Source organism: Patescibacteria group bacterium (assembly GCA_041659765.1).
Taxonomy (GTDB): domain Bacteria; phylum Patescibacteriota; class Patescibacteriia; order UBA9934; family UBA9934; genus JAGORL01.
In genome coordinates this window covers 855,275-876,774 of record JBAZXR010000001.1, presented here as the reverse complement: position 1 = coordinate 876,774, position 21,500 = coordinate 855,275, and the positions used below count along the sequence as shown (strand labels likewise).

Genomic DNA, 21,500 nt, shown 5'->3' with positions numbered 1-21,500 from the left:
CTAAGCTTTGTCGAGTGCCACCTTCACCGTTAATGGTGTCGGCTCTTTCTTGTCCCTATAGTCAATGGGACGAACAATTTTTTCCGCAAACCCCGTCTTAGAGTAGCTTACGTAGTACTCGTTCGGACCCAAAAGGAAAGAATATCGGCCACGGTTATCCGTGAGCGTAGACTCGACTAGCTTATTATACCGCGGTTCGAAGAGACGAACGACAACATTCCCCAACGGCGCCTTACCGGTAGCTTCATCAACCAGACCCCAACCTTTTGGTTTCTTTGGCCAAGCGAGTCGGATAGAAATCATGAGTGCAATTACCTGTACCACCAATCCAAGGCCGGAAAATACTCCAGGAAAAGTTAGAAAAACGAAAACCGATAACACAACACCAGCTGGAGCCGCCACTTTCTGCAATGAACGCAGGAACCGCTTGGTTCGCAAACGCATCTCACCATGGTGCTCGCTAGATTGCGACGGATCCATTGGGATATTAGCCGCAATCGTGGCGTCGCGCTCGTTGACTGTAATCAATTGAGAAGTGTACACGTCAAGAAACGTCCCATCGTCTTTGATGCCTTTCAAATAATCACTCGGGAAAACAAAGCCACCTTTGGCTACTTTCAAGGTATATACGCCCGGCTCAGGGACGAACAGAAAGTATTTTCCTTCAGCGTTGGTGACTACTGACTTTATGAGTCGGTTGTCCGAAACTCTATAAAGTCGTACCACCGCCAGCTCAATCGGGATTTTGGTCATCGCGTTATAAACCATGCCGTACGCTTTTCGTTTGCGTCTATTGAGAAGCAATAACGGCGAAGTAATTAAATACTGAAGATAAGCTGCCAAATTAAAACTCGAAGCCAGCACAATCGTTGACGAGGCCGCCACAGCCGCGGCTACCGGGGCTGCCACCGTGGCCGTAGCCTGCGCTTCCGGGGAGGCAAACACCGCCGCCACTGCCTCAGTAGCCACGGCAACAGCGGCGCTAGCCGAAACCACCGCCTGACCAACGCTCGGAGGAAGCGCGGCAATAATTGGGGGTACGACCGGCGGAACAACAGGCGGTACGATAACCTCGGAAGATCTTGTTAGTTGAATAGAGGAAGATAAAACGTGATCACTCACCCCGACTGTCACGCTCGCCGATTCATACCCGTCTCGCTCAGCCACTAGGACATACGAACCATTTGGCGCATACCAACCAAAACTGCCGGAAAATGAAGTCCGCTCTGGATTCACCCCGCCAAAATCAGAAGCATTCCAAAGTATTCGACCCCCAGTATAGGCCGTCACAATAACGTTCTCCACTGGTCGTCGTAAGCCATCAATAATTTCATAGACCTGCCCGTATGACGCAATCTGAATGGCCATCGAAATGATTTTTGAACCTCCGCTCTTCCTCGCCACTATGACGTTCAAGACGTCATTCGCCGAGGGAGCCTGAATCAAGCCTTGATATGTATCAGGCGCAACCTGGGACAAGATGTAAGTAGAGTCTGCGATTACCACTGTTACTGAACCAACATCATCAGGGTTAGTAACCGATACCCTGACAACCGGAGTCGTGCCAGGTAAAAGACTAACTGCGCCGCCTTCTAGGGCAAGCGGAATCCCGCCAGCTGACAACGTAGCCGACACGTCAATATCAGTTGGCAAAGCACCACCCCCTCCAGGTGGCGCGCTCGGCGCAGGACTTGGCGCCGGTGATGGCGCAGGGGCTGGTGCAGGCGCGGGCTCGGGAGTGGGAGCTGGTGCTGGCTCGGGAGTTGGCGTAGGCGCAGGCTCAGGAGTTGGTTCTGGAGCCGGTTCCGGAGCAGGTGCTGGCGGAGGTTCAGGCGGAGGTGATGGCGGCGCGCCGCCCGATGGCGGTGGAACGAATGAACCAACTGATCCGGAAACGCCACTGCTTAATGAACTAACAATAGGTAAAGGGATAGAACCCTGGTTGCCAGACGTACCTGCAAGATTTACGAAATAGGTACCGGCGCTTGAAGGATTAGTGATTTTATTAGAGCCAGTGCCAGACGCGGACGCGTTTGTCCCAATCTCAACAGTCACCACACTGCCTAAGGCTACCGTTCCCCCATCACCAGTGCAGACCGTCAAAGTGAGGGTTCCGCCACTCATGACCGCAGACATCTGCTCTGTTCCGGCGCAAGTAGCAGCGGTGGTCAAATCCACCCCGTCATCGGCAACGTCAACGTCATCCTCAATGATAGCGGTAGTCGTAAACCCGGCCGGGAAAACCAAGGTCACAGTAAAACCATCAGTCCAATTGTCAGCGGTAGTGAATAAAAACGAATGATTTGATAAAGCGCTCGTAACCAACGTGCTCGGTTGGTCGGACAAACTAGTCACCACATCAGTAACTGCAAAAGTGTGAAAAACAGGAAATACACCCATCAGCAAGAGGGTGAAAATACAAAACACCGCAGCACGCTTGAAAAAAAATCTCACAAAGTTATTTAGTGCGACGCCGCACGAGAGTAATTATACCAAGAAAAATGACAATAAAACTGGCTCCAAGCACTACGAACACCGTAATCGGAACAAAAGTAGCTTTAGTTTTGGCCAGCTGTTGATCACCATCCCACAGCTCAAAACGGTATGAGCCTATCAAAAACTTAGAAAATCCGTCACTCGCCGGCCAAGTTAGCGTCACCCCGCGCGTGGTTCCTGGAGGCAAATGCTTAGGTTCACTCGAGAATAAACCTCGGCCAACCTCACCGCCAAATGGACCAAAAACTCGGATCTCGTTTGGCAGGACTATTGTTTCCTCTCCGTCATTCCTAAATAACCCGGAAATCATTGTATTTCTCCCCCAAGTAAAGGTTGGCACGGCAATAAACGAATCCAGAGACATGGAACGCGTCAAATTACCTGGAACATGCAAAAATAACATCGAGGCTACGGACGATTGCACGCCTCCCGTCTGTCCCTGGTCACCCTTCTCAGTTACCAAAATGGCGATCGTCGGCGACTGAGCCTCAAGACCGACCGGCAGCTGCACAGACACATCGATCGTTCGCGAAGCATGAGCTTCAAGAGTAAAAAGTTTCGGCGCAGCTAACAACGCCCCTTTTAAACTCGTAGACAACGCGGTGAACGAGACCTCTTCTGCCGTAGTACCAAACTTCACCTGGGCGAAAGAAACCTCATAATTCTTTGACCAATCTGCATCATTTTTTACGGAAATCGTCGCTACCGCCGTTTCACCTGGCATAACTGTAAGATCACTCGCACTCGGGTCAACGGTCGCGCCCAACGCAAATAGTGGCGTCGCAAAAGATAGAAATAAACCCAGAACGAGTCCGCAGAGTCGCATATTAGTAGTTACCAACAAAGACGAAAGTTAACGTTTGAGTGTAGGTACCATTAGGCTGAGTACCGCTAATGCCTACTTTTAGCGTCAAAAAATCCCGCGCCTTCAGAGAGTTATCAGCTCTGCTCGCAACCTCCTGGAACGATCCGATAATTGGTGAATCAGTCGTATCAAACGTTGAACCAGTGAGTGAAGTATCTGACGATCGCGCCCCGTATTCATTAACGCCAGCAGTCACTGAACCGTCGGAGATGTCTGGAATGGTATCCGTGCCAGAAGTCAGGTTCTGATCTTCAAAAAGGAAGACGCTGTACCCGCTCGAAACATCAGCCGCCGCGTCCCAGCCCACAATGCCAGTATTAACTACGCTGGTAGAAAAAGTGTTAAAAGGCAATGAACTGCCGCTTAATTTATAAACAAAGTCACTAGATCCATCGATTACCGGGGCAACTCCACCATCTTTGAGTTCATCAATAGTCAGCGTTGAGCCGCCAACCACTGTGACTCGACCTATCGCGGAAATCTGTGAAGTGCCCTGATCCTGAATTACCGCGATGTAATCATCAACCGCATAGCCAACTACCGAAGTAATAGTCACCACATTGCCAACCAGGGAGGTGGCTGCAACCTGGGAGGAAGTATCCTGCGAAAAAACGGAAAATGAAACCGTCGGATCATAAACACCGGCCCGGAACCCAGTGTCTTGTCTGAATGACGTCGACGACGATACCCCCTGAATAGTTCCAAATGTATCCCTTACCTTATAAGAAGCAGAAGTGCTCGTGTTCTCGCCACCCTGTCCGATCGAGTCCCACTGAATCTGATAATTGCTTGAGGACATATTTGACTCAGCATGAAAAGTAGCTGATATTAGCCAAATTATCGTCAGAGCGCAACACAAATTAAAAAACTTTAAGTGTCTCATACAGCTCTATGAACACTATAAGTGTTCACCACTTTATCCACAAGCCAAAAACTGTGGATAACCTGTGTAATTTTTGTCTACACTAGCGTAGCCAAATCTGCATATTCTTTATCCACAGCTTATCAACAGTGATATGTAACAATTTCGCTAATTTTACGACTTATTCAACATAGTTTGCCTATAAGTAGGAGTGGCGTAGCTTTTCTAATTTAATTACAGCTTCAAATTTAAGGTTTTCTAGGTCACACATGGGACTTGTTCACACCAGTTAACAGTTTATCCCCAGATTTTTGTTTCATATGATTCGTACTTTTACCGAACAAGCATCCCTATAACAAAAAATCAGCCCTAAAGCTGATCTTCAACTGCAATCGACCGAATTTACAAAACCCTCTAAAATTGGTCCAGGCTAGGAGCCGACGAGCGACAGTCGAGACGTACTTACTGGTACGTTGAGACTGGAGCGACAGAGGCGACAACGCATGGGCCGATTTTAGGGGGTTTTGTGTACTGGTGGACCAATGGAGGCTCGAACTCCAGACCTCGGCAATGCGAATGCCGCGCTCTACCAACTGAGCTATTGGCCCATAGTTATAACGACGATTGCCAAGACATTTGCTTTACAAAACCCTCTAAAATAGGTCCTGGCTAGGAGCCGGCGAGGCTTCGACGAAACGTACTTAATGGTACGTTGAGGAGAAACGTAGCCGGCGACAACGCCAGGGCGTATTTTAGGGGGTTTTGTGTACTGGTGCTCCCGCGCGGAATTGAACCACGATCTAAGGCTTAGGACGCCCCTGTTCTATCCATTTGAACTACGGGAGCACAATCCTGATATCAAGATTATACGGCTAACCTTAGCAGAATATACCAACAAGCGTCGCAAAACGCATTTACGTCGTGCTATACTATTCGCTCGCATAAAAAGTATAAGAGAACACACTCACACGGTCAATATGCAAAGTGTACTTCTTCCTCTCATTCTCGTACTTCTGCTCGCCGTTCTCGGCCTCTTGGTCGTTGTGGTCCGTAAATCCCTCTCGCCGAGCTCATCTAGCACTGATGATCTCGCTAAACGTCTCCAAGAAATGCGCGAAGAACTCCAGCGCACGCAGTTTGAATCGCGCCAAGAGATGCAGACGCACCTCTCCCGCGTAAATGACAATGTCTACAAGGGCATGTCAGACTCACAGAAGTCACAGCAGGTGCAGCATGAGCACACTTCTAAAATCATCCAGGACATTACTAATCGGCTAGCCTCGCTCGACGCTACCAATAAGCAGGTACTAGACTTCTCCGCGCAGTTAAAACAGTTACAGGATATTTTAAAAAACCCCAAACAACGCGGCATCGTCGGCGAATATTTCCTCGAAACCGCGCTCAAGAATGTATTGCCGCCGGATCACTATCAGATGCAATATAAATTTCAAAACGGTGAAATTGTTGACGCGGCTATTTTTATTGAAGGAAAAATTATTCCGATCGACGCCAAATTTAGTTTGGAGAACTACAACAAGATGAGTGTTGAAACAAATCCGACTGAGCGCGAAAAACTCGAAAAAACTTTCGTCGGCGATTTGAAATTACGCATTCAAGAAACGGCAAAATATATTCGCCCCGGAGAAAACACAATGGACTTTGCCTTCATGTTTATTCCGCACGAAGCCGTCTACTACGATCTTCTCGTAAATAAAGTCGGCGCGGTCACGGACGAGACCGACAGCCTGCTCGCCCGTGCTGCCAGCAAGTATCGCGTCATCATTGTGTCGCCAACGTCATTCTTCGCCTATCTGCAAACGGTACTGCAAGGCCTGCGGGCACTGAAGATCGAAGAAGACGCACAAATCATTCAACAGCAAGTAGGGGAGTTAGGAAAACATGTCCGCGCCTATCACGACTATCACGGCAAGGTGGCGAAAAACCTCGCGACAACGGTCAATCAATTCAACTTATCGAGTGGGGAACTGAAGAAGATCACCAAGGACGTCGCAAAAATTACTCAAACAGATATCGTCGAAGCCATTGAGATCGAAGTGGTCGAAAAACCAGCCTTGGAGTGAGACAAAACAAAATCCCCGTGAGGAACTGTTAGGAGGTAATCCGACTCCAGTTCCGAACGGGGTTTTTGATTTGTCGAACGTGCGAGTGCGTGGACTAATTACTTTCGTGCTTTCGCGAGTCCAAGCATGGCTCGGCTCTTGATGCGGTCAACAGTGTTGCGCTTCATGAGGTTCTGAGTGACGGCCTTGTCCAAAGACTGGACCAGACCCTTCATCACTTCATCAGCTTCCGTGAACTTCTTGGCCTCAATCAACTTGCGCAGGTTTCGGCGCATGTAAGCGATCTTGGACTTAGCGTCAGCATTGCGTTCACCGCGCACCTTGCTCTTACGGAGGGCCTTCTCTGCATTTTTCAAAATTGGCATAGGTAGTCGAGAGCCAGCTTAGCTAGCCCCTTACGGCACATTGGCGCCGTAGTCAGTCCAGCGAAAGCCAGACCTCAATTAAGTGGGAAAACTATAGAGGAAAAGGGTGGGACAGTCAAGCCTAAAGTAACCACTCGCTGACTAGCCGATCAACCGAAATAGACGGTTTAATCCCGCTTTTCATGGCCAGGTCTAGCTTTTGGGCGAGTTCGTGGGTGTGGGCGAGATCGGTCGAAGTCCAAGCACGAACCTCGGACAGCAGTTTTTGGGCTACAAATGGATGAACAGCCAGAAGGGAAGCCACGTCTTGTTTTTGAGCCCGGGGGTTGTCGTCTAGGACTGAGCGGGCCTGCACGAGCAGTCGAATCTGTCGCAACAGCATGCCAAAGAGCGCAAATTCATCTCCCCCGGCTTTTCGTTCGCTATACAGTTTTTCGAGAGCCTTGCGCGGAGTGGGCGAGGCAAGCGCATCCATGAAGCCAAAAATATCTGCTTCATAATCTGTGCGCACCAGTAAATCGATCATCTCCATGGTCACCGGTTCTTTTCGAGCATACGCCGAAAGTTTTTCGAGCTCGCCCCCGGTGCGCCATGCATCATCTTTTGTTCGTCGAAGTACCTCATCGAGCACTGACGGCGTCATCACGAGACCGAGCTTGACCACGCGCTCACGCGCCCAAGCAACAAGTTCAGCGCCGACCAGCCGCGGCAGGGGATAGGTGTGGACGTTCGGCAGCGTCGACAACGTTTTTCCGAGTTCTTTCTTTGCGAAGTCCTCAACGGAAAGATCGTCCGCAAAAATTACGACACTCGATTCAGGCGCTCGCTCAAATCCCGCAATCCAAGGTTTCGATTCCGCCTTGGTCACGGACTCGACCAGACCTCGAATTATCACCAGCCGTTTCTCAGAGAGAAATGGCGATGCTTGAACAGCCTGCAAAATCTTTCCGGGTTCAAGGTCAGACTTCGCCCCGATCACAAACTCGTCCACATTCATTCCGGTGGGGTCATACTTTTCAAGAAATTTCTTTTTCAAATCATCCGAGCGTTCTTTCACGCGCAAATGATCGTCGCCGTAAACGAATAACAACATATACCGGTATAAAAACACGTTTGACCAGGAATGAAAAGGCGATTAAGCTCTTGCGCGGAGGTTCCATGTTTCAAGAGCAATTCACCGAGGCCCTCAACAACAAGAACGCGTTGCGGGATGCAATGAAAACGCTCCTGGAACACGGGATGCGGAAAACGGAACTCTCTGAGCTTCTCTCTGTGATGAGCGCGAACATGGAGGTGGTAAAGCTCAACTTCAAGGAGCTGAGGTCCTCGGGAGTACGAGAGCTACCAGAGACAGAATTCACCTTCGGGGGGCTTCTGAACTTGTGGGTCGTGGTGGAAACGGACAATCTGAAGGACTACGGTATCACGCTGAGCCCTGAATCTCGTGCCGTCTGCCACGCCGTGCTCACGACTCAGCTTGAGCTCGATAGGCTCCCCCCGTGGATCCAAGGATCGATTGCTGCCGTCTGTGCTTCGCAACAAATATTCCTCACCGACGAACAAGAGAAGGCAGCACTTGATGCCATCTTGAAAAACGTCATGGATACCGTGCTCTTCGAGTTCAAGAGTGAAGCGAAAGACGCGCAGCCCGTCCATGACGAACGAGATCTCCGTCAGCTCATTGCCGCAGTGACGTGGGAATATGCCGAAGAGATGCTCGGGCAAAAGAAGGATATCAAGGGTGACAACTGACACACGTACGCCCGTGGCCAAAAGCCCGGGCGTTGTTATTTGCGGTTCGCTTTTAAATTACTCGATCTCCCCCCATCTCTTTCCGATTCCCGTATCAACGATCAGTGGAATCTCCAGATTGACCACGCCCGACATAATTTTGGGAATTTCTTTGGTGGCCTGTTCAATGTCGCTCGCGTGAACCTCGAAAACGAGTTCATCGTGAACTTGCAGCAACATCTTCACCCGCAGTCCCGACTTACGGATCCATTCGTCCATTTTGATCATGGCCATTTTGATGATGTCGGCGTTTGAACCTTGCACCGGCATGTTCATCGCCATTCTTTCGGAGGCCGCGACGAGCTGGGGCATTCCTGATTGAATGTCGGGCAAATATCTGCGGCGGCCGAACATCGTTTCTACATAGCCGTCGACTCTCGCCTTCACTTTCGACGCATCGATAAAAGCTGCGATACCAGGATGCACGGCAAAGTAGCGTTCAATAAAATCCCTTGCTTCCTCATAGCTCATGCCGATACGCCTCGATAAAGCTCGCGCGCCAACTCCGTAGAGAATCGAGAAGTTCGTTGCCTTCGCAGCCTCGCGTTGTTCTTTAGTCACTTTGTCTTCCTCGATACCGAGAATGTCGGCCGCAGTACGGCGGTGAATGTCCGCGCCTTCCTTAAACGCCTTGAGGAATGGTTCGTCCTGCGATAGCACGGCTGCAAGTCGAAGCTCGATCTGCGAATAGTCGGCGGAGAGAAGCTCGAAACCACTCGGTGCAATGAATGCCTTGCGAATCTCACGGCCAAGCTCTGAGCGGATCGGAATGTTCTGCATGTTTGGGTTCACCGAGCTCAATCGACCCGTGGCCGCAACCGTTTGGTTATACGTGGTGTGGATTCTGCCATCCTTCGCAATCAGTGTTGGCAAGGAATCAGCGTAAGTCGACTTCAGCTTTGCGATCTCACGATATTCAGACATTAGAGGGACAATCTCGTGCTCGTCTTCAAGTTTCTCAAGCTCCTGTGCGGCCGTCGAGTAACCGGTCTTAGTTTTCTTGATGCCCTTTGTCGGGAGTCCGAGATCGACGAAAAGAATCTCGGCCAGCTGAGAAGGGGAGTTCACGTTAAATTCTTTGCCCGCAAGTTTGTGAATCTTCTTCGTCAGCTTATCAATGGTCTTCTCGAATTGATCGGCGAGCGAGGTCAGCATTTCCTTGTCGACCAAAATGCCGTCGAGCTCCATTTTGAACAGAACAGGAATCAAGGGCATCTCAATCTCTTCAAAAAGCTTCGTCATCTTCTCTTCGGCCAGTTTCTTCTCAATCTTCTCCTTGAGCGCGAACAAGTGCGGGGCGATTTCGTCGATAGTCGCCGTTTCTTCAAGCTGAAGTCCGAGATTTTCATTCAGAACCTCTATGAATGCTAACTCACGGCCACCTGGCGCCAACAGATACGCGCCAACCATCGTATCGAAGATCGTCTTCTGGCGCAGCGGCTCAAGAACCTCGACGTCATGCTTCGCAAACACATGATAAATAGCCTTCAAGTCATGTCCAACGACGAGGTCTGTCTTGGAAAGAACCTCGACCACGTGCCGTAGTTCGGCAATATTCGTCGAAGCAACCTTCCAAAACAAAGAACCGTCCGTCAGGATTATCGCTCCCACAGACTCGCCAAACAGATCCTGTTGCTTCTCCTCTAATAAAATCCCTATCTGTTTCGGGTTCAATTCAAACATGCTGCCAACAAATTTCGTTAATGCGGATTTCTTTGTTGATTTTTTCGGTCTTTCATCCGGTGCGGGGTTGATAACCCCGCCTTCTCGAGATTCATATTTCTTAATCAACGTGCGAAATTCCAAATCACGGAACATGGGCAACAATTTCGCAGGATCAATCGGCGTTCGCTTAGCCGATTCATATGAAAAATTCTTAAGTGGTACGTCTCGAACAACCGTCACCAGCCTGCGCATGAGTTCCACCGTCTTTTCCTGGCCTTTGAATTTTCTTACATATTTCTCTGGAAGCGACTCGGTCTTCATCGCCTCAAGGATACCGTTCACCGAGCCATATGCCTTCAATAATTCGGCCGCGCCCTTCTCGCCAATACCAACAATGCCCGGCAAGTTGTCAGACGTGTCGCCGATGAGCGTCTTCAGGTCAATCAGTCCACTCGGCGGCAATCCGTAGCGTTCCTCGACTGCTTTCTCGTCGTAAATCTTCACCTCGGACAGCCCCTTCACAAAGAAAACGACCTTCGTATTCGGCGAAACAAGCTGAAGGGAATCGAGATCACCCGTTACAATCAAAGTCTCAAAGTCTCCGCCAGTCTCATTCATGGTTGCAATGGTGCCGATGATATCGTCAGCTTCAAATCCCTTCGCATCGAGTGATGGAATACCGTACGCGCGCAAAATCTCCTGTATAATAGGAATTTGCGCATAAAGTTCATCAGCTTTCTTCTCACGGTGTGCCTTGTAGGGTGCGTAATCTTCGTTCCGAAACGTACCACCAGGCAAATCCCAAGCGACGACCATCGAGTCCGGGTGAAAGGTCGACAGCATTTTCTCGATGACGTTCGTAAAGCCGTAGGCAGCATTCACTACTCGACCATCGGCGGTAGTGAGCGGGGGAATAGCATGCCAGGCGCGGTGCAAAAGCGCGTTGCCATCAAGCACTAAAAATACTTTTTTCTCGGTTGACATAAGGGGTGTAGTTCGAGAACATCATACGCGAATCTATGGAAAACTTCGATGTATTGATAGTGGGTGCAAGCTTTTCTGGGCTAACCCTGGCGCATCATCTTCCAAAACACTTAAAAGTACTCGTAGTAGACGCAAAACCGTCCGCCGGAAGCACCGTTGAGTCGACAGGCCTCATCACTTCTAAGACTCTCGCCGAGTTTTCCTCGTTTTTTCCAATTGATCGCTATATTACAAACCCGATCAGCGCCATCGGAGTGATTGCGCCGGGCTTTGCCGACTATTTCATCTCAACTGTTAAAGAACCTTGGATTTATCAAACTGATACAAAAGGACTCGTCGCCGCCCTAGCCGAAACGCTACCGGCGAACGTATCGCTGAAGACCTCGACCGTCTTCCTCGCCACCAACAAACCAAATAATCCGACCGAGGCCACGATTCGCACGCTCGGCCAAGAGCCAGAAGCGATCAGCATCAAGTTCCTCGTTGGTGCCGACGGAGGTCACTCGAAAGTCGCGTCGACGAACCCAGCGCTCAGCCAGAACAGCAAGTTCCTCTTTGGCTACGAACAAGTGTTCTTTGGCGACGTTCTCCTCGGTCCCAAACCCGAAGAGACGATCTTCCACTATTGGTTCGGCGAGTTTTCGCTCGGCTACGGCGGTTGGTTGTCGCCTACGGTTGTCGATGGACGCAAAGCATTCCGTATCGGCCTCGCCAAACTAATGAAAGATAGAGGGGAGGCGAAGAATCTCATGGAATCTTTCATGCGAAAGCTGGTCGAGCTCGGCCATATTAGAGTCGAAGGCGAGATCACTGCTCCCGGCTACGTCTTTGGCTCGCACATTCCGATCGGTGGCCCCCGAATGAAGATCGCGGACGGAAATATTTTGTTGATTGGCGATGCTGCAGGTTTTTGTGGCGCATTCGCCGCTGACGGCATTAAGGGTTCTGTCATTTCCGGCAAGGAAGCCGCGCGCGTCATTCATCATTATCTCGACGGCAGAACCGAAGTGACAAAGAAACTTCGAAAATGGATGAACGAACACGGCGGCATTATGAAATATTATTATCGCCAAATGGGCTACCGGATGATTTGGGATCTCATGAAAACAGACCGCAGCTTCCGCGCCATGTATGACATCATCGCCTCCGAGCATGAAACATTCCTGGAACAATTTTGCGACAGCAAAGATAAGCATCGCTCACTGGCTTGGACCGTCCTGAAGCCACGTCACTTCGAAAAACTTGGGAAGTACGCCTGGTACATCATCTGCGACTTCATCAAATAAAACAGCGCCCTGACCACGTGGGGTCAAGGCGCGAGCAGCTCTTGCAAGCTCTAGTGTGCGTGAAGCGGAAGCGTCTCCTGTCCGGGATGTGCGCGAGCAGGGGCGACCTTGCGCCGGCCATGCTGCGTGCGCTCAAGGGCGATCAAACTCCCCGTACCATCCGCCGCGGTCATGATGAACCTGTCCGACGGCCGAGTGAAAAGCACCTTGCCCGTATCCGGGTGATAGACGGTAAGCGCACCGTTGTCATACACCGGAATGTTGAACTGGAAGTCGTCAGGCGTGTAGCGTGAAAGTACCGCGTTCGGCCCCACCTTCACGCCCAGGCGTTTGGCTGCCATAAAGTCTTCATCACGTGCGCCGGCGCCTTTGATGGCTCGGACAAACGCCCGCGGATTGACCTCAAACGCCTGCTCGGCACTCAAGACCGCCAAGCGTCCTTTCGGAGACACATGGAAATCATCAATCACTTTCGTCGCCTGGCGAAGCCTCCACTTCGGTGGCTTGCCCGCACGTTCTTCGAGCGTCAGGAGCGAAATGATGAGTGACACTTCGTCCGTCTGACCATCTTCGGCTTCCGGCTTCGGCTCGGTGCCTGACCAATACCGCTGAATCCAGGTCAGCACGGATTCCGTCTTCTTGATCCGCTCGGTCGTAGAAATGATCTCAAGGAGTGCCGATGTGAGAAGATCTCCATCGGCATAGTCGAACAGTTCCATGAACAGGGGAGCGATCACCTCCTTCATCACGGGATCGGGAATGTTCCAATCGTACATGAAGAGCAGATGATGCAAGCCGTCCACATGGAAATACCCTACCTTGAAGATCTCCGCAAACTCATCTTTACGAGAGTCCGTGGTCCTAGTGGTGACCACGCGAAGCGTCAAACGCGTCCCAAACGGCTCCCTAACTCCCAGGGCCGACAGATTGTGACGCGTGATGAATGGGCGTCCATTCACAGTTCGATCCATCATTGCACGAATTCCTTTAGGACCACCGCGGAGTTCATCCATGTCTGTTTCCTGATCCAAGTCACTCATGGGGGCTACCTCTGGGGAAGTCTGAAGATGGAAGGCAACATCCTGCAGGATACAGGGACAACGAACATTATACGAACAATCAACATCTGTCAACCCAAAAACTTGATTTTCTCGCCAATATCTGCTATTGTTTCTCGGGTTATGCACTTTTGATGTCCTGGTAGCTCAATGGATAGAGCAGGGCTCTTCTAAGGCCTTGATGTTGGTTCGATTCCAACCCGGGACACCAACAGATGGACAACCGCGTTCTTCAAATGATATTGTCGATGCCGATTGAACGTATTGGTTTGGCGGGCAACGCCCGCGCTATGGTGGCTATGGTGAAATGGTTATCACAGAGGTTTGTGGTACCTCTAGTACGGGTTCAATTCCCGTTAGCCACCCCAAGAAAAAACTTCCCATTTGGGAAGTTTTTTTTCTTTTGTGATCTATTTCCCAATCGTTCGCATCGATTTAACATTGTCCGTGTAGAGCTGAGAATAAAACCGGCGTTTTTTGTCGTTCATTTGATCGTACTCGTAAATAAGCTGGATCATGAGAGACAAATTAAACAGGAGAGCAAAGGTGATGAAACGCGTGAGGAAAGTCAGAGGGGAATCAATAGCTAGGAGCAGACCAAAAATAAGTGTCATGGAAATAGTAACGATCCACTGAAAATTACCAATCGACGCATCCTTAAGCGAATGGAGCCGTTCGCGAGCCTCGGTTACTTCGCCCGTTGCCTCTAAGAGTGACGTGTAGAGTTCCGACACATAATCCTGCACATAATCCGGAAGGGCGTAAACAGCATAAGTAATTTTTCGGTGCAGCGCGTTACCGGCATCGTACTCGGAAAAATCACGCTTACCGAAGGCTTTGAGATAGTCCGTCAGTGCCTTGTCCAGAATTTTGAACCATGTTGCCCCGCCTTCTTTACCCGTAGAAACGTGCTTGCCCAAATGATAAATACGCCGAAGTTTGTTTAACTCAAGAGAAATCTGCCCGTCGAGAGCCTGCTTACGATTAATGACAATCATCATGAGAAATCCCACAACCATCGCATAAAGAATGCCGATATTAACTGCACTCGAATATAAATATTGATCAAGCTCCGTATCGCCCAAGTAGGGAATAAACAGGGAGATCAGTAACGCGGCCACCAGACCAAAAAATATTCTGATGTACGTCCATGAATGTGTGGTGGTGGTATGACTGCGCATAGCGTAACCTGTAGTATACAACGCTTATGACCACACTCGAGCAGGTGAAAAGGACGAAATGCTGCACTAACTTTTCTTTTTCTTATCATGAAACTCCTTATATACACGCCCCAGTTCTTTGTCTGTAATGTGCGTATACACCTGCGTCGTTGTGATCGACTCGTGGCCAAGTAACGACTGAACTGCGCGGATGTCCGCCCCGTTACGCAAAAGGTCCGTGGCGTAAGTGTGACGCAGCGTGTGGGGTGTGACGCGTTTGGTGATGCCGGCCTCGCGTGCGTATCTGTCGACGATGCGTTGCACGGAGCGGGGAGTAAGAGGATGCGCAGTTGGCATCGAGTGACGGGCTCGGTCGTGGCGGACAAAGAGGTACGGAGAAGTGTCCTTGCGATGTTCGAGATATGTCTTTACTGCCCGACGAGCATCCTCCGAAAGATAGACGACCCGATGTTTCTTGCCTTTACCAAGCACTGTGAACTCGTCACGTTTCAAATTGATGTTGTCGATCTTGAGCGTCGACGCCTCAGACACACGCATGCCCGTGGAAAAAAGTAACTCAAGCAAAGCTTTATCACGATAGCCAACAATCGTTGGATCATTCGTCGGGCCCTTACGGAAGCGCTCAAACTCATCCGCCTCAAGGAAACTCACATGGCGAGTCCCTTGCTTGGCCAGCTCGATCTTCTCCGGCGCCATGCTCTGCACGTCACGCTTGGCGAGATATTTCAAAAATGATCGAAGCGCAATTAGATGATAGTTCTGGGTGTTTTTCTGGAGCTTTGCTTCCTCGCGACCGGCAATATCGCGGTTCAGGTGTAATCGGTATTTTCTAACCATCTCTCCCGTAATCTCCAATGGATTCGGCGAACCAGCCCATTCCGAAAACCTCAACAAATAAAAACGGTAGTTCTTAATGGTTTTCTCCGAGCGCCCGCGCTCAATCTCAAGATATTCTAGAAACTCCTTAATGTATTTAGCCAGAATGTTCTTGGGCATATGTGTCGTACATTGTACACCCCCTCGATTATTTCTTGACCTAAAACATTTTTTCGCCTATCCTATCAATTCTGCGTGTAAAAAGCGCGGATCCCGAGTTTTATCCCAACCTCGAGGTTAAGAACAGTGTCACCCCGCGATAACGACCATTCGGATACCGAGCGCCCGCTTGATATCCCCGACGAAACGGACCTGATCGGGCTTGAGCTCGTCGGGACCTTTCCCAACACCATGCCACCAGAGTGCATGAATGATGCGATCAAAGCGCAAATACGCATGGAGCGGCTCCAAAGGGAGCGCGGACGGCTGTCGGCCGAAAAGCGGACCAAGGGCGATGGTCTGAACTGATGGAAAAAGCCATCGATCCGTTCGATAGCGGCGTTACCCCGGAATCAATCCAGGGACTGAAAGAGACCCCGCCGTCCAAGGAACTTGCCCCGGCCCTGACGGTTCCCCTGGAACCAAAAATCGGCCAGTACACCGGCACCCCGGTGTCCCACTTCAGAAGCGGTGGCCGAGGTCATCGCGGCAACTAGCACGCCAGACTCGTCGTCGCAAAACGACCTACGCCCCACGAGGTCCGCTCGTGGGGTTCTCTTTTTTGACAATTCGACCATATTTCGCTATCCTTCCCCCGTGCCAATTTATATAGCGTTCGCCCCGGTTTATGGCTTGAGCAAGCCTTTTACTGAGACGATCGATTGAAACCATATTGCTATGCTCGATAAGGCCAAGAAAGAGAAGCTCATTAAGAAGTTCCGCACGCATGAGTCTGATACTGGTTCCCCTCAGGTCCAGATCGCTATCCTAACGGAAGAGGTCAAGGAACTGACTAACCATTTAAAGACGCATCGTAAGGATTTCAGCTCACGCCGAGGACTTGTTAAGAAGGTTGCGGAACGCCGCCGCCTCCTCAAGTACCTTGAGCGCGAGAACGAAGCTGCTTACCGGAAAATTCTGGAAGAGCTTGGATTGAAGAAGTAATAAAAAGAACAACCGACCTCCGCACCGTTGGTGTAGAGGTCGGTTTTTCAAAACTTAATCACGTTTTATACATATGTTAGATTTTTCGAATCGGAGAGTGGGCGTTTTCATTGATGTGCAGAACATGTATTACAGTGCGAGAAATATTTACGGAAGCAAAGTCAACTACGGAAACATCGTGCAGGCCGCAACCGGAAATCAGAAACTTATTCGAGCAATTGCGTATACTATTTCGACTAAGACAGGAGATGAGTTGCCCTTTTTCGAAGCTCTCCACAAGTCAGGCATCGAAGTGAATACCAAGGAACTGCTCGAGTACGAGTCAGGCCAAAAGAAAGGGGACTGGGACGTAGGCATCACCGTTGATATCATCCGCATGCTTGATACGTTCGATGTCGTGGTGATCGTGTCCGGTGACGGAGATTACGTTCCGCTCGGCGAATACATTAAGAACCGCGGCCGCATTTTCCATGTCGTGAGTTTCCGCGAGTCGACATCGAGCAAGCTCGTGGAGGCCGCAGACATTTACACAAACTTGTCAGACAACTTGGGCGAGTTCCTCATCAAAGACGCAAAATATCGCCCCGCGCAGCAACGCAGAGGATCGACCACGGACACGTTTGATGACGTCATTGCCGAGCAGAGTGAGAATCAATTCAAATCCGCTCCTGCCGCTCCAGTCGTCGAAGCACCGAAGCGACGTGGCCGACCAGCGAAGATCACATAACGCATCCACTCTGAGCCATGCGAAGAGTCCGACTTTCAGAGGAGAGAGTCGGATCCTTCGCTCTCGCTCAGGATGGAGAAAGAAGAAGAACGTGAAAGAGAACCAATAACCATATTATGACCACATCGCACTCGATTGATTTTGGAGGAAAGAAGTTAACGATTGAAACAGGCAAGCTCGCAAAAGCAGCAAACGGCGCTTGCGTAGTTACATACGGCAAGACTGTGGTGCTCGCGACTGCAGTTATGAGCAAGGATGTTCGCCCAGGATTGAGTTTCTTCCCGCTCATGGTTGATTTCGAGGAAAAGTTGTACGCCGCGGGACGCATCAAGGGTTCGCGCTTCATTAAGCGTGAAGGACGACCAACGGACGAAGCAGTTCTCGCTGCTCGGTTCATCGATCGCGCTATTCGCCCACTGTTTGATCAGCGCATCGCCAACGATGTGCAGGTCATTATTTCGGTACTGGCCTTCGACGAAGAAAATGATGCCGACATTCCAGGGCTCATCGGCGCATCGTGCGCGCTCCACATGTCTGACATTCCATGGAACGGCCCAATCGCCGTTGCTCGCGTCAACACTGATGCCGAGGGTCATTTCATCTTGAACGGCACCTACGCAGAACGCGAGGTTGCAAAGTTCGACGTGGACGTTGCTGGTACAGCCGAAAAGGTGATTATGATCGAAGCTGGTTGCGATGAAGCTCCAGAAGCTGAAGTCATTGACGCTATTGCTTATGGTCGCGAGAACCTTGGTCCAGTTATCGAGCTCATCGAAGCGGTGCGCAAGGAAGCAGGAAAGGCCAAAGTTGACCTTCTGACGCCAAAGACGGACGAAGCCAAACGTGTCGCCGGCAAGCGCGAAGAAATCAAAGCGCTTTTAACGCCGTTCATGAAGAAAACTATTCAGGAATTATTCTTCGCAGCACCGAAAGCGAGCAAAGTCGAACGCGCAATTGCAAAAGATGAGATGAAGAAGAAAGCCGTCGCATTTTTAACGGAACAAGGCCAGGACGAAGAAGGTATTACGCTCGGCAAGTCATTGCTCGGCGAGTTACTTGACCTCGAAATCGGTCGCACGATCATTGAAGAAGGCAAGCGCGTTGATGGTCGAGGACTCGATGAAATCCGCAACCTGGAAAGCGAAGTCGCCTTGCTCCCATGCGTGCACGGTTCTGCATTGTTCAACCGTGGCGAAACGCAGGTTCTGTCCATCGTTACGCTCGGTGCTCCTGGCGACAAGCAGACGCTCGACGGCATGGAACTGGTCGGCGAACGCCGATTCATGCACCACTACAACTTTCCTCCGTTCTCTGTTGGCGAAGCAAAACCACTCCGTGGCGCTGGCCGTCGCGAGGTTGGACATGGCGCGCTAGCAGAAAAAGCACTCGCCTTCATGATCCCTGCAAAAGAAGTCTTCCCGTACACGCTTCGCGTAGTTTCCGAGGTTCTCGGTTCTAACGGCTCAAGCTCGATGGGCTCAACTTGCGGTGCCTCGTTGGCACTTATGGATGCTGGCGTGCCGATTAAGGCTGCAGTCGCCGGTATTGCCATGGGCCTCGCGTCCGACGGCAAGCGCTACCAGGTCATCACCGACTTACAAGACCTCGAAGACGGCGAGGGTGGCATGGACTTCAAAATTACCGGTACGCGCAAAGGTATTACGGCTATTCAGCTTGATACAAAGACCGATGGCCTTCCTCATACCGTAGTCGTCGAAGCCGTCACCCGCGCGCAGTCTGCCCGCATGAAGATTCTGGATGTCATGGCCAAGGCAATTCCTGAGCCGCGTGCCGAACTTTCACCAAACGCGCCTCGCATCATCACCATTAACATTAACCCAGATAAGATTCGCGAAGTAATTGGTCCTGGTGGAAAGACGATCAACGAGATTATCGAGAAAACCGGCGTGTCTGACATTGATATTGAACAGACTGGCTTGGTCATGATCACCTCGCCTGATGCGGAATCCGCACAGAAGGCGTATGATTGGATCTACAACCTAACGCGTGACATTGAAGTAAACGAGGTATTCCACGGCAACGTGGTGCGCCTCATGGACTTCGGTGCGTTCGTAGAACTTCTTCCCGGCAAGGACGGGCTTGTCCATGTGTCCGAAATGGCCCCGTGGAGAGTTGAGAAAGTAACCGATGTCGTCAATGTGGGCGATAAGGTGCATGTGAAGGTCATCGAAATCGACGAAAAAGGACGCGTGAACCTCTCGATGAAAAAAGCCGAGGGCAACGTCTACACAGATGAGATGAAAGCCAAAGCCGGCTCCGGAGACAGCGAATCAACCAGCCGACGCGGCGCAAAACCGCCCCAAGGCAAACGGTACGACTAGCAGCTAGTCGTACGGGCAAGGCGCCGCCTTGCCCATACACCATGAACCCCCTCAACATCCCACTCACCGATAACCCAACCCGCCAAAAGATCTGGCGGGTTGTGGTATTTGTGGCTCCACTACTCCTCGCTACGGGTCTGTCGATACTAGTAGTTCGCACCTATCTCGCCCTCGATACAATCTCGTCCTTTGTGCCGAATGACGCCGAAATGACCGTGAGGATAATAAAAACGCCGAAAACTTCCGCAGTTTTAGAGAACAAGTTTCACGGCACGGTCCTTTTTCAAAACGCACCCTTCACCCTCGACGAGCTTGGACGTTGGTCAAAACGAGGAAGCGCCATATTTATCAACGAAACTGGGGTCGTGGGCGTAGCTGTGGCCGGCAAAATTCCCCAGGCCAAGCTCAATGAAGCAAAGGCATTCAACTTGGTGGTCGTGCAACGGTTTGGTGGCACGTACATAGGTACCGTAGCCCCGGGATCCACTAAATTTTCGTTTAGACTGCCAGTAAAATCCTTACTTCCTTGGTTTAATGGCGAGATCAACTCGGCCGAGGATCAATTGAGCGCGCCCATCAGACTAACCGAGCATAGCCTTACTATTTCCGGGCTCGGCCGTTCTGGGGATATAAATAATACAAATTCTGACCAATCGCTAGCGAAAATGACCGTTACAGCGGCAGAAGCGCAGAACCTCTTAGGCTTCGACGTTCCATTAGTCTATCCAGGCCTGCGCGCCCTTGAAGAACAAATGATTACTCACGGATTTGTAGTCTCCCTCGGTCAAGACATTGAAGGAACTCCCTATTCCGTAACGGTTCCAGAAGGCAATCTGACCAAAGAAGACATGGAAAGTACGGTAAACGAGCTCTACTACACCAAGTCATTAGTTTTGCTGTCGTCCGGGGATGTCTACACTAGCCTGGACGAAATCATCTCAACCTCATCAGCTCAGCCGATCACAACCAGCGATCCCTCAGCAACTATCACGAGTATCACAGATAACAGTGGGACAATCGTTCGCGCAGCCCAAACGGCCCATGGTCTCGTCCTAACCAACCGCCAAGTGAATCTGGACGGTTCAACCACAACCGGTTCGGCTAAGAATGTGTGTTTGCCGAGAGCCAACCAGTGGGTTTCCATCGGAGGGCTCACTGATCTCCTCCCGGCACGTTTGTCCACGCCAGGCTGGACATTTATTCAAAATCTGTTGAATAGCCAAGAAATAGCCTTTTCGAACCACCGAACTCGCATCTGCTGGTGATAAGTTGTGGATAAGTGACGACTTATGCACACTTCTTGTACTCAATAGTTGAATACCTTTAGTGTCACCTTATCCACATGGCAAAGTAATTTGGCTAATGTCAGCCGTTAGTATCTTATATACAAATTGTACTCAGGGTTTATACTGGACTGGTAATCGTTCTTTCCACAAAACCTATCCGTGCCTTTCTAGGCACGGGCAATGACAGGGGAAATTTCCCGAAGCCCCACAAACACTTCGGAAGATACCTCACTTGCGCTCCTCCTCTTTTGGATCAATGAATGACTGTCGAAGCAAGGACAGCAATTCGTGAACCCAAGAGAGGGGTAGAGCAGGCGTCACTTAGGCCTGAAGGACAGGAGGACATGGGTTATTGAGTTGAACGCACCGAAATCTCGGTGCACTGAACCCAATATCACATACCTGGGTCCCCATGCCGCCCGGTCGAGCTTAGCTCGACCATCGGGGTTCAACCGCCGGGAGATGCTTTGCACCGCCCTTTGCAACCGAGCCCCCTTTTCTTTTTCTAAGGAATCGGCTATTGTCATCGAA

Annotated in this window: 18 protein-coding genes and 4 tRNA genes; 11 read left to right on the top strand and 11 right to left on the bottom strand. The window is 50.6% G+C overall.

From position 1 onward, the window contains the following. From WC813_04765 to WC813_04745, 5 genes are all read right to left on the bottom strand, one after another. The gene (locus WC813_04765) at positions 1–2,346 is read right to left on the bottom strand and encodes a carboxypeptidase-like regulatory domain-containing protein (protein ID MFA5947297.1); all 2,346 of its coding nucleotides are present in this window, start codon (positions 2,344–2,346) and stop codon (positions 1–3) included. A 112-nt stretch (positions 2,347–2,458) separates the two neighbouring features. Continuing rightward, positions 2,459–3,322, bottom strand: a complete 864-nt coding sequence (locus WC813_04760) for a hypothetical protein (protein MFA5947296.1) — start codon at positions 3,320–3,322, stop codon at positions 2,459–2,461. A 1-nt stretch (position 3,323) separates the two neighbouring features. Beyond that, positions 3,324–4,160: a hypothetical protein gene (locus WC813_04755; GenBank protein ID MFA5947295.1), complete on the bottom strand. Its 837-nt coding sequence runs from the start codon at positions 4,158–4,160 to the stop codon at positions 3,324–3,326. Positions 4,161–4,755: 595 nt separating this feature from the next. Further along, positions 4,756–4,831: transfer RNA gene (locus WC813_04750), tRNA-Ala, on the bottom strand. Positions 4,832–4,993: 162 nt separating this feature from the next. Next, a tRNA-Arg gene (locus WC813_04745) sits at positions 4,994–5,069 on the bottom strand. Between the two features lie 131 nt (positions 5,070–5,200). On the opposite strand from WC813_04745, the gene WC813_04740 reads away from it, so the two are divergent. Then, positions 5,201–6,304 carry a DNA recombination protein RmuC gene (locus tag WC813_04740; protein MFA5947294.1) on the top strand — a complete coding sequence of 368 codons (1,104 nt, stop codon included), beginning with the start codon at positions 5,201–5,203 and terminating at the stop codon, positions 6,302–6,304. 98 nt (positions 6,305–6,402) lie between these two features. On the opposite strand, the gene rpsT is transcribed toward WC813_04740, so the two are convergent. Both rpsT and holA read right to left on the bottom strand, forming a co-directional pair. Further along, on the bottom strand, positions 6,403–6,669 hold the full coding sequence (gene rpsT, locus WC813_04735; protein ID MFA5947293.1) for a 30S ribosomal protein S20: 267 nt from the start codon (positions 6,667–6,669) through the stop codon (positions 6,403–6,405). 121 nt (positions 6,670–6,790) lie between these two features. Next, entirely contained in the window at positions 6,791–7,762 is a 972-nt protein-coding gene (gene holA / locus WC813_04730) for a DNA polymerase III subunit delta (protein ID MFA5947292.1), read from the bottom strand. 20 nt (positions 7,763–7,782) lie between these two features. On the opposite strand from holA, the gene WC813_04725 reads away from it, so the two are divergent. Beyond that, a complete protein-coding gene (locus tag WC813_04725) occupies positions 7,783–8,421 on the top strand; it encodes a hypothetical protein (GenBank protein MFA5947291.1) in 639 nt (212 codons plus the stop codon). A 57-nt stretch (positions 8,422–8,478) separates the two neighbouring features. Here the strand turns inward: WC813_04725 and polA are convergent, their stop codons facing one another. Beyond that, entirely contained in the window at positions 8,479–11,109 is a 2,631-nt protein-coding gene (polA, locus tag WC813_04720) for a DNA polymerase I (GenBank protein ID MFA5947290.1), read from the bottom strand. A 35-nt stretch (positions 11,110–11,144) separates the two neighbouring features. On the opposite strand from polA, the gene WC813_04715 reads away from it, so the two are divergent. Beyond that, positions 11,145–12,395 carry an NAD(P)/FAD-dependent oxidoreductase gene (locus tag WC813_04715; GenBank protein MFA5947289.1) on the top strand — a complete coding sequence of 417 codons (1,251 nt, stop codon included), beginning with the start codon at positions 11,145–11,147 and terminating at the stop codon, positions 12,393–12,395. A 50-nt stretch (positions 12,396–12,445) separates the two neighbouring features. Here the strand turns inward: WC813_04715 and WC813_04710 are convergent, their stop codons facing one another. Continuing rightward, entirely contained in the window at positions 12,446–13,435 is a 990-nt protein-coding gene (locus tag WC813_04710; GenBank protein MFA5947288.1) for a hypothetical protein, read from the bottom strand. Positions 13,436–13,589: 154 nt separating this feature from the next. Here WC813_04710 and WC813_04705 point away from each other — a divergent pair. Beyond that, positions 13,590–13,664: transfer RNA gene (locus WC813_04705), tRNA-Arg, on the top strand. Positions 13,665–13,746: 82 nt separating this feature from the next. Continuing rightward, positions 13,747–13,821 (top strand) — tRNA-His (locus tag WC813_04700). A gap of 42 nt (positions 13,822–13,863) precedes the next feature. On the opposite strand, the gene WC813_04695 is transcribed toward WC813_04700, so the two are convergent. Beyond that, positions 13,864–14,634, bottom strand: a complete 771-nt coding sequence (locus WC813_04695) for a hypothetical protein (GenBank protein ID MFA5947287.1) — start codon at positions 14,632–14,634, stop codon at positions 13,864–13,866. 66 nt (positions 14,635–14,700) lie between these two features. Continuing rightward, on the bottom strand, positions 14,701–15,630 hold the full coding sequence (xerA, locus tag WC813_04690; GenBank protein ID MFA5947286.1) for a site-specific tyrosine recombinase/integron integrase: 930 nt from the start codon (positions 15,628–15,630) through the stop codon (positions 14,701–14,703). Positions 15,631–15,756: 126 nt separating this feature from the next. Here xerA and WC813_04685 point away from each other — a divergent pair, with 126 nt between their 5' ends. From WC813_04685 to WC813_04660, 6 genes are all read left to right on the top strand, one after another. Continuing rightward, entirely contained in the window at positions 15,757–15,978 is a 222-nt protein-coding gene (locus WC813_04685; GenBank protein ID MFA5947285.1) for a hypothetical protein, read from the top strand. Continuing rightward, the gene (locus tag WC813_04680) at positions 15,978–16,166 is read left to right on the top strand and encodes a hypothetical protein (GenBank protein ID MFA5947284.1); all 189 of its coding nucleotides are present in this window, start codon (positions 15,978–15,980) and stop codon (positions 16,164–16,166) included. Before WC813_04685 ends, WC813_04680 begins: the two co-directional genes overlap by 1 nt. 181 nt (positions 16,167–16,347) lie before the next feature. Then, on the top strand, positions 16,348–16,614 hold the full coding sequence (gene rpsO / locus WC813_04675; GenBank protein MFA5947283.1) for a 30S ribosomal protein S15: 267 nt from the start codon (positions 16,348–16,350) through the stop codon (positions 16,612–16,614). Between the two features lie 73 nt (positions 16,615–16,687). Further along, on the top strand, positions 16,688–17,341 hold the full coding sequence (locus WC813_04670) for an NYN domain-containing protein (protein ID MFA5947282.1): 654 nt from the start codon (positions 16,688–16,690) through the stop codon (positions 17,339–17,341). Positions 17,342–17,457: 116 nt separating this feature from the next. Then, the gene (gene pnp / locus WC813_04665) at positions 17,458–19,683 is read left to right on the top strand and encodes a polyribonucleotide nucleotidyltransferase (protein MFA5947281.1); all 2,226 of its coding nucleotides are present in this window, start codon (positions 17,458–17,460) and stop codon (positions 19,681–19,683) included. Between the two features lie 41 nt (positions 19,684–19,724). Beyond that, positions 19,725–20,948, top strand: coding sequence for a hypothetical protein (locus WC813_04660; protein ID MFA5947280.1), 1,224 nt, complete (start codon positions 19,725–19,727; stop codon positions 20,946–20,948). The last annotated feature ends 552 nt before the right edge of the window (positions 20,949–21,500 follow it).